9 protein-coding genes are annotated in these 13,090 nt (G+C 63.2%); 7 read left to right on the forward strand and 2 right to left on the reverse strand.

Annotated elements, in window-relative coordinates; translation table 11 throughout:
- Nucleotides 1–170: 170 nt before the first annotated feature.
- Nucleotides 171–854 (reverse strand): hypothetical protein, encoded by a 684-nt coding sequence (locus ACF8EF_RS14290; RefSeq protein WP_392529131.1) that lies wholly within the window; start codon nucleotides 852–854, stop codon nucleotides 171–173.
- 142 nt (nucleotides 855–996) lie between these two features.
- Here ACF8EF_RS14290 and ACF8EF_RS14295 point away from each other — a divergent pair, with 142 nt between their 5' ends.
- The 7 genes from ACF8EF_RS14295 to yccS all read left to right on the forward strand — a co-directional run bounded on the left by ACF8EF_RS14295 (nucleotide 997) and on the right by yccS (nucleotide 12,191).
- Nucleotides 997–2,799 (forward strand): acyl-CoA dehydrogenase, encoded by a 1,803-nt coding sequence (locus tag ACF8EF_RS14295; RefSeq protein WP_392461412.1) that lies wholly within the window; start codon nucleotides 997–999, stop codon nucleotides 2,797–2,799.
- 31 nt (nucleotides 2,800–2,830) lie between these two features.
- Nucleotides 2,831–4,273, forward strand: a complete 1,443-nt coding sequence (locus ACF8EF_RS14300) for a TldD/PmbA family protein (RefSeq protein ID WP_392461414.1) — start codon at nucleotides 2,831–2,833, stop codon at nucleotides 4,271–4,273.
- Entirely contained in the window at nucleotides 4,273–5,592 is a 1,320-nt protein-coding gene (locus tag ACF8EF_RS14305) for a TldD/PmbA family protein (RefSeq protein ID WP_176683098.1), read from the forward strand. Before ACF8EF_RS14300 ends, ACF8EF_RS14305 begins: the two co-directional genes overlap by 1 nt.
- Nucleotides 5,593–5,698: 106 nt before the next feature.
- On the forward strand, nucleotides 5,699–7,126 hold the full coding sequence (gene mdtD / locus ACF8EF_RS14310) for a multidrug transporter subunit MdtD (protein ID WP_176683097.1): 1,428 nt from the start codon (nucleotides 5,699–5,701) through the stop codon (nucleotides 7,124–7,126).
- Between the two features lie 112 nt (nucleotides 7,127–7,238).
- Nucleotides 7,239–8,576 (forward strand): ATP-dependent RNA helicase DbpA, encoded by a 1,338-nt coding sequence (gene dbpA, locus ACF8EF_RS14315; RefSeq protein ID WP_245355303.1) that lies wholly within the window; start codon nucleotides 7,239–7,241, stop codon nucleotides 8,574–8,576.
- A gap of 121 nt (nucleotides 8,577–8,697) precedes the next feature.
- A complete protein-coding gene (locus ACF8EF_RS14320; RefSeq protein ID WP_392461416.1) occupies nucleotides 8,698–9,879 on the forward strand; it encodes an NAD(P)/FAD-dependent oxidoreductase in 1,182 nt (393 codons plus the stop codon).
- Nucleotides 9,880–10,007: 128 nt separating this feature from the next.
- Nucleotides 10,008–12,191, forward strand: a complete 2,184-nt coding sequence (gene yccS, locus ACF8EF_RS14325) for a YccS family putative transporter (RefSeq protein WP_176683094.1) — start codon at nucleotides 10,008–10,010, stop codon at nucleotides 12,189–12,191.
- Between the two features lie 29 nt (nucleotides 12,192–12,220).
- Here yccS and ACF8EF_RS14330 read toward each other — a convergent pair whose 3' ends face one another.
- Nucleotides 12,221–12,958 (reverse strand): ABC transporter substrate-binding protein, encoded by a 738-nt coding sequence (locus ACF8EF_RS14330; RefSeq protein WP_176683093.1) that lies wholly within the window; start codon nucleotides 12,956–12,958, stop codon nucleotides 12,221–12,223.
- Nucleotides 12,959–13,090 lie beyond the last annotated feature (132 nt).

The following is a 13,090-nucleotide window of genomic DNA, read 5'->3' on the forward strand; positions in this document are numbered from 1 at the left end:
GCCGCTGTAGGAGCGGGTTTACCCGCGAAAGGGCCAGTCCCCAGACATATCAAAAAACTTTGCAGCAGGCTTCTACCCCAGCATCGAATGGTCTTCACGGAAAGTGGAAGCGCGGGGCGGATCGGGGACTGTCCGGAGCTCCACTCATACAGAGCTCCGGCCAAAATTGCTCAAACCATTCGTGAAAGCACAATCAAAGCAAACAGCTGCGCTGCCATGAGCGCAATACCCAGCAGCATCCAAAGCCAATTGGCCAGCGTGAACCGGCTGTTGGCCTTCCCTTCTTTGTCACCCGCACAGAAATTGATGCCCTTCTGCATGGACACCAGAATGATCAGCCAAGCGGCCTGAATGACTAAGCCCGCAAAATAGGCTGGCCACAACTGGCCTTCCAACACGACTCTAGCAACCACCCAGATAACGCAAAAAACGTAATAGCCCAGAGTGAGCCCCAGGATGGACCACGGATAGGTTTTACCTGAGTCGCGAATATGGTTATTTGCCCTTCTCAATAATGGATAGATGAAGAACACTGCAAAAGCACTTCGCCAGAACGGACTTACGCGCTCTCCCGTTTTCTCTCTATGCAGACTCCAACTTTGATAGAAGCAATAAACCCAGTAGAAGCCCAAGGTAAAGAAAGTCATTACGCCAAATTTCATGGGTGAGACTACGAAGAAGGGAACCTGATTGCCGTTGGCTTCAGCCAAGTCAGCGTTGTGGGCATCACTCATCTGAAACGTTTCCTTGTGAACACCAAAACGCACATTCAAGGCCAACTGACATACGATCCGCAGCAGTCCAATTACGATCTGGCTCGTGGGAAACGTCTCTGTATTGTCCCGGACAGGCATTACACGACCTGATCTGGCGTTGGTTTCACCAAAAAACGGCAGGTTTCCCGGCGTTCTCAACCCATATCACGCAAACCTATTAACCTGTCCCCTGTCCTAACACACTCCTACACTCGCAGCATCCCGCCTCAGGACCGCCACCATGCCCGAGACCTTGCTCAGCCCCCGCAACCTCGCCTTCGCGCTCTACGAAGTCCTCGACGCCGAAGCCCTCACTCAGCGCCCGCGCTTCGCCGAGCACAGCCGTGAAACCTTCGATGCGGCGCTGACCACCGCGCGTACCATCGCCGAAAAGTATTTCGCCCCGCACAACCGCAAGGCCGACGAAAACGAACCACGCTATGTGGACGGCCGCGCCGAGCTGATTCCCGAGGTGAAGCCCGCCGTCGATGCCTTCCTCGAAGCCGGCTTCCTCAATGCCAACCGTGATTTCGAAGTGGGTGGCATGCAACTGCCCAGCCTGATCTCGCAAGCCTGCTTCGCCCACTTCCAGGCCGCCAACGCGGGCACCACGGCCTACCCATTCCTGACCATGGGCGCGGCCAACCTGATCGAGAGCTTCGGCTCCGATGAACAGAAACGTCTGTTCCTGCAACCGATGATCGAAGGCCGCTATTTCGGCACCATGGCGCTGACCGAACCCCACGCCGGCTCTTCGCTGGCCGACATCCGCACCCGCGCCGAACCAGCCGGCGACGGCAGCTACCGGCTCAAAGGCAACAAGATCTTCATTTCCGGCGGCGACCACGAACTGTCGGAAAACATCGTGCACATGGTGCTGGCCAAGCTTCCGGACGCCCCGCCCGGCGTTAAGGGCATCTCGCTGTTCATCGTGCCCAAGTACCACGTCAACCCGGACGGCAGCCGCGGCCCGCGCAACGATGTGCTGCTGGCCGGACTGTTCCACAAGATGGGCTGGCGCGGCACCACCTCGACCGCGCTGAACTTCGGCGACAATGGCCAGTGCGTCGGCTATCTGGTCGGCCAGCCACACCAAGGCCTGGCCTGCATGTTCCAGATGATGAACGAGGCGCGGATAGGCGTAGGCATGGGCGCGGTGATGCTGGGTTACGCCGGCTACCTCTACTCCCTGGAATACGCTCGCCAGCGGCCGCAGGGCCGGCTGCCGGACAACAAGGACCCACACAGCCCGGCGGTACCGATCATCGAGCACACGGATGTAAAACGTATGCTGCTGGCCCAGAAAGCTTACGTCGAAGGCGCCTTTGACCTTGGCCTGTACGCCGCGCGCCTGTTCGACGACACCCATACGGCCGCGGACGAAAACGCCCGCAAACTGGCGCAAGACCTGCTCGACCTACTGACCCCGATCGTCAAATCCTGGCCCTCGGCGTTCTGCCTCAAGGCCAACGAACTGGCGATCCAGATTCTTGGCGGCCATGGCTACACCCGCGAATACCCGGTTGAGCAGTACTACCGCGACAACCGCCTGAACCCGATCCACGAAGGTACCGAGGGTATCCAGTCGCTCGATTTGCTCGGCCGCAAGCTGGCACAGCACAATGGTGCCGGCCTCAAGCAACTGATCCGCCTGATCGCCGCCACCGGCGAGCGCGCCAGCCATCACCCCAACCTGGACCTGCTGCGCCAGCCGCTGGAGCAGTTGGTCAACCGCCTGCAAGGCGTCACCCTGGCCCTGCTCGGCGACCTGGCCCAAGGCAAAGTCGCTGGAGCCCTGGCCAACTCTGCCTTGTACCTCAAGGCCTTCGGCCACTGCGTGATCGGCTGGCGCTGGCTGGAGCAGGCGGTTCACGCCGAGCTTGGCCTGCTCAAGGGAACCGCTGCTGATCGCGACTTCTACCTTGGCAAGCTGCAAGCCGCACGTTATTTCCTGACCTGGGAAGTACCGGGCTGCCATAATGACCTGGCATTGCTCGAGGCACACGACGATACCTGCCTCGGCATGCAAGACGGGTGGTTCTAGGGGGAGCCACCGTGTACACGGAGGCATCCGCATGTTCGATTCCAGCGCCCTGCTGCGCCAGCGCTTTGCCGCGCTGCGCAGTACGGCCGAGTTGTTTTCCCTGCGCCATGTAAAACAGTCACACCAGGCGCTTTCGGTTCGCCGCAACGTCGCCGAACCACCCTTCTTCAGCCAGGATGAGGGCGCCATGCTCACCGTGCGGGTCAATGGCGTGGAGGCCTATGCTGCCACCGCCGACCTGTCCCAGGCTGGCCTGCAGCGCGCCCTTGAGCAAGCCGAGGCGCTGGCGCAGCAGATCGGCCGGCACAGCCTGCTGGACCTGCGCGAACAACCGGTGACCAGCGCACGCCACGACCATGTTTCGCCCAACTTCGACCAACCCTTGCCCAGCCTCGCCGAATGCCTTGGCCTGCTCGCCGCCGAATCGGCCAGCGTGCCCAGTGACAGCCGCCTGGTGGACTGGCAGGCCAGCCTGGGGCTGAGCCTGGTCGAGCAAACCTACCTCAACTCGGCCGGCGCCGAGCTGCGCCATGCCCAGCGCTTCCTGTTCCCGGGCCTTGGCGTAACGGCCAGCGATGGCCAGGACAGCCAGAGCCGCACCCTGGGCCGCGACAACTTCGGCCAGCAGGGTGGTTTCGAGATCATCGAGCGCTGTGGGCTGATCGGCGCGGCCAGCAGGGTGGCCGATGAAGCGCTGCAACTGCTGCTGGCACCGAACACCCCCAGCGGCCCACGCGACCTGCTATTGATGCCGGACCAGATGATGCTGCAGATTCACGAATCCATCGGCCACCCGCTGGAGATGGACCGCATTCTCGGCGACGAGCGCAACTACGCCGGCACCAGTTTTGTCAAAGCCAGCGACTTCGGCCATCTGCAGTACGGCTCCAGCTTGCTGAACGTGACCTTCGACCCGACCATTGGCGAAGAGCTGGCCAGCTACAGTCATGACGACGACGGCACCCCGGCCAGCAAAGCGTTCCTGATACGCGACGGCCTGCTGCTGCGCCCGCTGGGTGGCGCGCTGTCTCAGTTCCGTTCTGGCCTGGACGGCGTGGCCAACAGCCGCGCCTGCGGCTGGAACCGGGCACCGATCGACCGCATGGCCAACCTCAACATCGAGCCGGGCGACCAGTCTTTCGAGCAGCTGATCGGAGGCATCGAGCATGGCATCCTGATGCGTACCAATCGTTCCTGGTCCATCGACGATGCGCGCAACAAGTTCCAGTTCGGCTGCGAATGGGGCCAGTTGATCGAGAACGGCCAGCTCAAGGGCATCGTCAAGAACCCCAACTACCGTGGTATCTCCGCGCAGTTCTGGCGCAACCTGTCGGCGGTCGGCGACCGCAGTACCTTCCAGGTGCTGGGCACGCCCAACTGCGGCAAGGGCGAACCCAACCAGGTGGTGCGCGTGGGCCACGCCTCACCGGCCTGCGTGTTCCGCCAGATCGATGTATTCGGAGGAGACGCCTGATGAAGCACGCTTTCGAAAACCTGGTAGGGGACGTGCACGCCGCCCTTCAGGCTGGCGAGCAGTTCACCCTCGGCTACAGTGCCGAGCAATCGCAGTTCGTGCGTTTCAACCATGCCAAGGTGCGCCAGGCCGGCGAAGTCAGCCAGGCCTGTGCGCAACTGCGACTGGTGCGCGATGGGCGCCAGGCGGAACAACAGGTGACCTTGAGTGGCGACGCACAACTGGATCGCCAGCGTCTGAACGTTGCGCTCGAGCAGTTGCGCCAGACCTTGCCGCTGCTTGCCCTCGACCCTTACCTGCGCCTGGACGAAAATGCCTGGCACAGCCATAGCCTGCAGGAACACCCCCTGCCCGCACTGAACGAAGTACTGCCCCTGCTCGAGCGTGAAGCAGGCGACCTGGACCTGGTCGGCATTTATGCCGCAGGCCCGGTCTGCCGTGGCTTCGCCAGCTCGTTCGGCGCCTTCGGCTGGCACCAGGCCAACAGTTTCAACGTCGACTGGAGCCTGTTCCACGATAATGGCCAGGCGGTGAAGGCCAACTATGCCGGCCAGGTCTGGAGTGCCGACGACTTCACCGCACGCCTGCGCCAAGCACGAGAGCAGTTGGGCTTCCTCGATCGCCCGGCAGTTACCCTCAAGCCCGGCACCTACCGTGCCTACCTGGCACCCGCGGCCATGGACGAAATCGCCGGCATGCTGTGCTGGGGCGGCTTTTCCGCGCAAGCCCTGGCCACTGGAAACAGTGCCCTGCAGCGCCTGTACAATGGCGATGCTCGGCTTAGCCCGCTGGTGAGTTTTACCGAGCAGGTCAGCGGCTCGCTTAGCCCGGCATTTTCCGATGAAGGTGCACCGCGCCTGGATGTGCCGCTGATCCAGCAAGGTGAAGCCCGGCAGCGGTTGATCAGTGCGCGCAGCGCGGCCGAGTTCGAGCTGCAGGCCAATGGCGCCGACGGCTACGAATCGCCCTGTGCGCTCAGCCTGGCGCCGGGCAATCTGGCCAGTGCGCAGATCCTTGAGCGTCTAGGCACCGGGCTGTACATCAGCAACCTGTGGTACCTGAACTACTCGGACCTGCCAGCGGCGCGCATGACCGGGCTGACCCGCTTCGCCACTTTCTGGGTAGAAGACGGGCAGATCCAGGGGCCGGTGAGCACCATGCGCTTCGATGACAGCCTGTACAGCTTGCTGGGTAGCCAGTTGGAGGACCTGACCCAGGAGCGCGAGATGATTCTGTCGACCAGTACTTATGGACAGCGCAGTACCGGGTCGAGTCATTTGCCCGGGGCACTGGTCAAAGGCCTGACCCTGACATTGTGACTGGACTTGCCGGCCCTTTCGCGGCTAAAGCCGCTCCTACAAGGAACGCGTAAACCTTGTAGCGGCTTTAGCCGCGAAAGGGCCGGCACTGACAAACGAGGACGTCATGCCCGAACGCACCCCGCTGGACCCCGTCACTGCCCGCTGGATCCCTTGGGTGGTGGCCATCGCTTTCTTCATGCAGTCCCTGGACGGCACCATCCTCAACACTGCGCTGCCGGCCATGGCCCGCTCGTTGGCCGAAGACCCTTTGCGCATGCAGGGTGTGATCATTGCCTACATGCTCACCGTGGCCCTGCTGATCCCTGCCTCAGGCTGGATCGCCGACCGTTTCGGCACCAAGCGCATCTTCTTCAGCGCCATCTTGCTGTTCAGCTTTGGCTCGCTGCTGTGCGCCGCAGCCAACAGCCTTGGCTTCCTGATCTTCGCCCGCGTAGTGCAGGGCCTGGGTGGTGCGCTGATGCTGCCGGTCGGGCGGCTGGTGGTGCTGCGCGCCTACCCACGCAGCGAGCTGGTGCGGATCATGAGTTTCATCACCATCCCCGGTCTGCTCGGGCCATTGCTGGGCCCAACGGTCGGTGGCTGGCTGGTGGAAATCCTCAGCTGGCACTGGATCTTCCTGCTCAACCTGCCAGTCGGCCTGCTTGGCTGCATTGCCGTGTGGAAGTTCATCCCGGACTTGCGCGGTGCCGAGCGCACCACCTTCGACGGCCCTGGTTTCCTGCTGTTCGGCGCAGCGATGGTACTGATCACCATTGCCATGGAAGGCCTGGGCGAGCTGCACCTGCCGCACTTGCGGGTAATGTTGCTGCTGTTCGCCGGCATGGCCTGCCTGGCCGCGTACTGGCTGCGAGCCGGGCGCGACCCGGAGCCACTGTTCTCGCCCAGCCTGTTCCGCGTGCGCACCTTCGCCATCGGCATCCTCGGCAACCTGTTCGCCCGCCTGGGCAGCGGCGCTCTGCCCTTTCTGGTGCCGTTGCTGCTGCAGGTCGCACTGGGCTACTCACCCGCTCAGGCAGGCATGAGCATGATCCCGCTGGCGGTGGCGGCCATGCTGGCCAAGTCCATTGCCCGGCCGCTGATCGAACGGTTCGGATATCGCATCATTCTCACCGGTAATACCTTGCTGCTGGGCATCCTGCTGGCAAGCCTGGGCCTGGTGGACGAGCAGACCCCTTATTGGCTGCTGTTGGTGCAACTCGGCCTACTGGGCGCAGTGAATTCCATGCAGTTCACTGCGATGAACACAGTGACGCTCATCGATCTCGACGATGCCAGCGCCAGCAGCGGTAACAGCCTGCTGTCGGTGGTCGCGCAACTGTCGCTGAGCCTGGGCGTGGCTTGCGCCGGCGCACTGTTGGGCGGCTTTACTGCGGCAGGCAGCGCCGAGGGCGTGGAAACCACCCTGGGCGCGTTCCAGCTGACCTTCGTCACCATCGGTGTAATGGCCATGCTGGCGGCGGCGATCTTCCTGCAACTGGCGCCGACGGACGGAAGGCGTGCCCGTCGTCCGGAACAACACATGGAGTCGTAGGGCGAATGGCCACGAGGCTGGTAGACTGTGCGGCATTTTTCGCTTCGCAACGCAGGCCCGCCTCGTGACCACCGAATCCACCGCCTTTGCCACCTTGCCGCTGTCCACTGCCATGCTGGCCAACCTGGACGCCCTCGGCTATGCGTCGATGACGCCTATCCAGGCCCAGAGCCTGCCTGTCATCCTCAAAGGCCAGGACCTGATCGCCCAGGCCAAGACCGGTAGCGGCAAGACCGCCGCCTTCGGCATCGGCCTGCTCAACCCGATCAACCCGCGCTACTTCGGCTGCCAGGCGTTGGTGCTCTGCCCTACCCGCGAGCTCGCCGACCAGGTGGCCAAGGAGCTGCGCCGCCTGGCCCGTGCCGAGGACAACATCAAGATCCTGACCCTGTGCGGCGGCGTTTCGCTGGGCCCACAGATCGCTTCGCTGGAGCACGGCGCGCACATCATCGTCGGCACCCCAGGGCGCATCCAGCAGCACCTGGACAAAGGCACCCTTGTACTGGACGGGTTGAACACCCTGGTACTGGACGAAGCCGACCGCATGCTCGACATGGGCTTCTTCGACGCCATCGCCAGCATCATCGGCAAGACCCCGTCGCGCCGCCAGACCCTGCTGTTCTCTGCCACCTACCCGGCCGGCATCAAGCAACTGGCCGCCGACTTCATGCGCAACCCGCAGCAGGTCAAGGTCGAGAGCCTGCACACCGACAACCAGATCGAGCAGCGTTTCATCGAGATTGACCCGCAGCAACGCCTGGAAGCCGTCACCCGAGTGCTCGGCCACTACCGCCCGCAGTCGTGCGTAGCGTTCTGTTTCACCAAGCAGCAATGCGAGGACGTGGTTGCCCACCTGACCGCCAAGGGCATCGTCGCCCAGGCCCTGCACGGCGACCTGGAGCAGCGCGACCGTGACCAGGTGCTGACCATGTTCGCCAACCGCAGCAGCTCGGTGCTGGTGGCTACCGACGTGGCCGCCCGCGGCCTGGACATCGATGGCCTGGACATGGTCATCAACGTGGAGCTGGCGCGTGATGCGGAAATCCACGTGCACCGCGTGGGCCGTACCGGCCGCGCCGGCGAGAAAGGCGTCGCGGTCAGCCTGGTGGCACCAGCCGAAGGCCACCGCGCCCAGGCCATCGAAGCGCTGCAAAAGAGCCCGCTGCGCTGGGACCAGCTGGACAGCCTGAAAAACAAGGGCGGCGAGCCCCTGCTACCGGTGATGACCACACTGTGCATTGCCGCTGGCCGCAAGGACAAGCTGCGCCCTGGCGACATCCTGGGGGCCTTGACCGGTGATGCCGGCATTCCGGGCAAGCAGGTGGGCAAGATCGCCATCTTCGACTTCCAGGCGTTTGTGGCCGTGGAGCGGGCGTTGGCCAAGCAGGCCATGCAGCGGCTGAACAGCGGCAAGATCAAGGGCCGCGCCCTGAAAGTCCGCATTATCTAAAGCCAGGCAAATCCCTTGTAGGAGCGGGTTTACCCGCGAATGCGGCAGTGAATGCACCATCGCATTCGCGGGTGAACCCGCTCCCACAGGGCTCAGCATTTCAAATCTGAAGGTTCATACCGTGCACTCCACCGACGTGATCATCCTTGGCGCCGGCGCCGCCGGCCTGATGTGCGCCCAGCTCAGCGCCCGTCGTGGCCGCCGGGTGCTGCTGCTCGACCACGCCAACAAGCCAGGCAAGAAGATCCTCATGTCCGGCGGCGGGCGCTGCAACTTCACCAACCTGTACACTGAGCCGGCCAACTTCCTCTCGCACAATGCGCACTTCTGCAAGTCGGCGCTGGCTCGCTACACCCAATGGGATTTCATCGAGCTGGTCTGCAAGCATGGCGTGGCCTACCACGAGAAGAAGCTCGGGCAACTGTTCTGCGACAACAAGGCCAGCGACATCCTCGACATGCTGCTGGCCGAGTGCGACGAGGCCGGTGCCGAGATCCGCATGCACACCCGTATCGAACAGATCGAAAAGACCGAAAGCGGCTACCTGTTGCAGACCAGCGGCGGCCAGTTCGCCTGCCAGTCGCTGGTCATCGCCACCGGCGGCCTTTCGATCCCTACCCTGGGCGCCACCGGTTTCGGCTACCAGGTGGCCCGCCAGTTCGGCCACACCTTGCTGCCAACCCGCGCCGGGCTCGTGCCATTCACCATCACCGAGCCCCAACTCAAGGCGATGTGCACCCAATTATCCGGCACCTCGCTGGACTGCACCGCCAGTTGCAATGGCACCAGCTTCCGCGAAAACCTGCTGTTCACGCACCGCGGCCTGAGCGGCCCGGCGATCCTGCAGATCTCGTCGTTCTGGGAAGCCGGTGACACAGTCGAGATCAACCTGTTGCCCGACCGCGATGCGCTTTCCTGGCTGCAACAGATGCAGGCCGAACGCGCCAACGCAGAACTGAAGACCGTGCTGGGCGAAGTGTTCACCCGCAAGCTGGCCAACCTGCTGGCCGAGCAGTGGTTCGAGTCGAAACCGATGAAGCAGTACACTCCGGCAGAACTGGCGCAAATCGCCGAAACGCTGGCGAACTGGCAAGTTGTGCCGGCCGGCACCGAAGGCTACCGCACCGCCGAAGTGACCCTGGGCGGCGTGGATACCCGCGAGGTGTCGTCCAAGACCATGGAATCGCTGAAAAGCCCCGGTTTGTACTTCATCGGTGAAGTGCTGGATGTCACCGGCCACCTGGGCGGTTTCAACTTCCAGTGGGCCTGGGCATCGGCGAACGCCGCAGCGCAGTTCGTGTAGGGTAGAATCCTTTCAGCAGCACGGAACGCTTCTTGCTGGCCCGTGCCTGGAGCCGTTATTGGGGCCGCTTCGCGCCCCAATAACCGGCCCTGAAAGGTATTCTTCTGATCACCGCCTGGCAGGCCATCATGTCATCGAGCTCGTTCCGTCAGTCACTGCGTCGCCTGTGGGGCCAAGACAAGTTCAGCTACAGCATCCGGGTCACCATTGCCCTCACCGGCAGCCTGGCCCTGTGCTGGTACCAGAACGAGATGGCCCTGCTGATTCCCCTGTTCCTCGGCATCATCGCCAGCGCCCTGGCCGAAACCGACGACAGCTGGCAGGGCCGCCTCAGCGCCCTGGCCGTTACCCTGGTGTGTTTCGCCATCGCTGCACTGGCGGTCGAATTGCTGTTCCCCTACCCCTGGATCTTCGTCATTGCCCTGGCCCTGGCCGCCTTTGGCCTGACCATGCTCGGGGCACTGGGCGAGCGCTACGGCGCCATCGCTTCGGCCACCTTGATCACTGCGGTCTACACCATGATCGGCGTGGACCAGCGCGGCGGCCAGGTCACCGACTTCTGGCACGAACCGCTGCTGCTGGTGGCAGGTGCGGCCTGGTACGGGCTGTTGTCGGTACTATGGCAGGCGCTGTTTTCCAACCAGCCGGTACAACAGAGCCTGGCCAAACTGTTCTTCGAGCTGGGCAGCTACCTCAAGCTCAAGGCCAGCCTGTTCGAACCGATCCGCACGCTCGACGTCGAGGCCCGGCGCCTGGAACTGGCCCAGCAGAACGGCAAGGTGGTGGCGGCGCTGAACGCCGCCAAGGAGATCATCCTGCACCGGGTGGGCAACAGCCAGCCAAACTCGAAGGTGAGCCGCTACCTCAAGCTGTACTTCCTGGCCCAGGACATCCACGAGCGTGTCAGTGCCTCGCACTACCCCTACAACGCACTGACCGAGGCGTTTTTCCACAGCGACGTCATGTTCCGCTGCCAGCGCCTGCTGCGTAAGCAGGGTTCATCTTGCCAGGAACTGGCCCGCTCGATCCGCCTGCGCCAACCGTTCGTGCTGGCCAGCGGTTATCCAGAAGCCCTCGAGGACCTCAACGCCTCGCTGGAGCACCTGCGCATCCAGAGCAACCCGGCCTGGCGCGGCCTGCTGCGCTCGCTGCGGGCGCTGGCTGCCAACCTGGCAACGCTGGACCGCCTGCTCAGTGCCGCCAGCAACCCGGACAGCCTGGCCGATGCCAGCGACAGCAGCCTGCTCGACCGCTCGCCACGCTCGCTGAAGGACGTGTGGACGCGCCTGCGCACTCAGCTCACACCGACCTCGCTGTTGTTCCGCCATGCCTTGCGCCTGCCGCTGGCACTGTCGATCGGCTATGGCATGGTGCACCTGATTCACCCGACCCAGGGCTACTGGATCATCCTCACCACGCTGTTCGTGTGCCAGCCCAACTACGGCGCCACCCGGCGCAAGCTGGTGCAGCGGATCTTCGGCACTGCCGTTGGCCTGACAGTGGGCTGGGCCTTGTTCGACCTCTTCCCCAACCCGGTCATCCAGTCGTTGTTCGCCGTGGTTGCCGGGGTGGTGTTCTTCGTCAACCGCACCACCCGCTACACCCTGGCCACTGCCGCGATCACCCTGATGGTGCTGTTCTGCTTCAACCAGATCGGCGATGGCTACGGCCTGTTCCTGCCACGCCTGTTCGATACCTTGGTGGGCAGCCTGATTGCCATCCTCGCGGTGTTCCTGTTCCTGCCTGACTGGCAGGGCCGACGGCTGAACAAGGCGCTGGCCAATACCCTGGCCTGCGCCAGCGTGTACCTGCGCCAGATCATGCAGCAGTATGCCCACGGCAAGCGCGACGACCTGGCCTACCGCCTGGCCCGGCGCAATGCCCACAACGCTGATGCGGCGCTGTCCACCACCTTGGCCAACATGCTGATGGAGCCGGGGCATTTCCGTAAGGAGGCCGACGTTGGCTTTCGCTTCCTGGTGCTGTCGCACACCTTGCTCAGCTACCTCTCGGGGTTAGGCGCGCACCGCGACACGGCTCTGCCGGCGGAGGTGCAGGAGCAATTGATCGAAGGCGCCGGGCAAAGCCTGGCCAGCAGCCTGGACGAGATTGCCAACGGCCTGGCCGCACGGCTGCCGGTGGCGATTCACAGTGATACCGAAGAGGCGCTGGCCAATGCCCTGGAGCAGATGCCGGAAGATCTGGATGAGCATCAGCGGTTGGTGCAGACGCAGTTGGCGTTGATATGCCGGCAGTTGGGGCCATTGCGGACCCTGGCGGCACACCTGATCAAGGAAGGTGCCCCGGCCTGAAGTTTTATCGCCTGTGCTGGCCGCAGCGCTCAAAAACCATACTGACGCAGCAGCCGGGCATAGCTGCCATCCGCCTTCATCGCCGCTATCGCCTGCTCGAAGCGCTCGACGATCCGCTTATGCTCCGGGTGCTTCAGGCTGACCAGTATATGCAGGGTGTTCTCCCCCAGCGGCGGGTCCACCAGCACCACCCCATCACGCACTTCCTGCGGCTCACGCTGCAGGTTGTAGCGGGCCACGTACTCGTCTTCCACCGCCAGGCTCACCCGCCCAGCCGCCAACATGCGTACCGCAGAAGAAAAGTTGCGCACCGGCACTTTGTGCAAACCGGGATCCCCGTCGAATTCCGGTGAATAGGCGTAATCACGCACTACCGCAATGCTGTAGGCATAAAGGTCAGACAGACGCTTGTAGCTAAACGCCTCGCCCTTACGTTGCAGCAGGCGAATACGATTGCTCAGGTAGGCGCTGGAGAATTGCCCTATATTGGTGCGCGAGTCGTTGTACCAGGCATTGATCAGCACGTCATAGCGCCCTTCACCTACCCCCAGTAACGCCCGCGCCCACGGCACCTCTTCATAACCGCTGGCGTAGCCGGCACGGGCCAGTGCCGTGGTAACGATGCTGGTCGCAAGGCCGCCGCCCGGCATCCTGGCATCGGTGAACGGTGGCCAGTTGTCAGCCACCAGGCGTAGCTTGTCGCGACTCAGGGCGGGTGTTGCCAGCATCGTTGCCAGTAATCCCAGAACACAAAGCAGTGGCCGCATGCTCACGTCCTTTCGCAATGGAGGGCAACACTGGCAGTGAGATTACACAAAGCTGTTGCCGAGGGCAGCGGCCAATAGTGTCATTTAGCCTCTATTTTGGCCGAAGCACATGCAGCATGCGATGATCGAGAC

This window comes from Pseudomonas sp. zjy_15, from assembly GCF_043101865.1.
Classification (GTDB): domain Bacteria; phylum Pseudomonadota; class Gammaproteobacteria; order Pseudomonadales; family Pseudomonadaceae; genus Aquipseudomonas; species Aquipseudomonas putida_Y.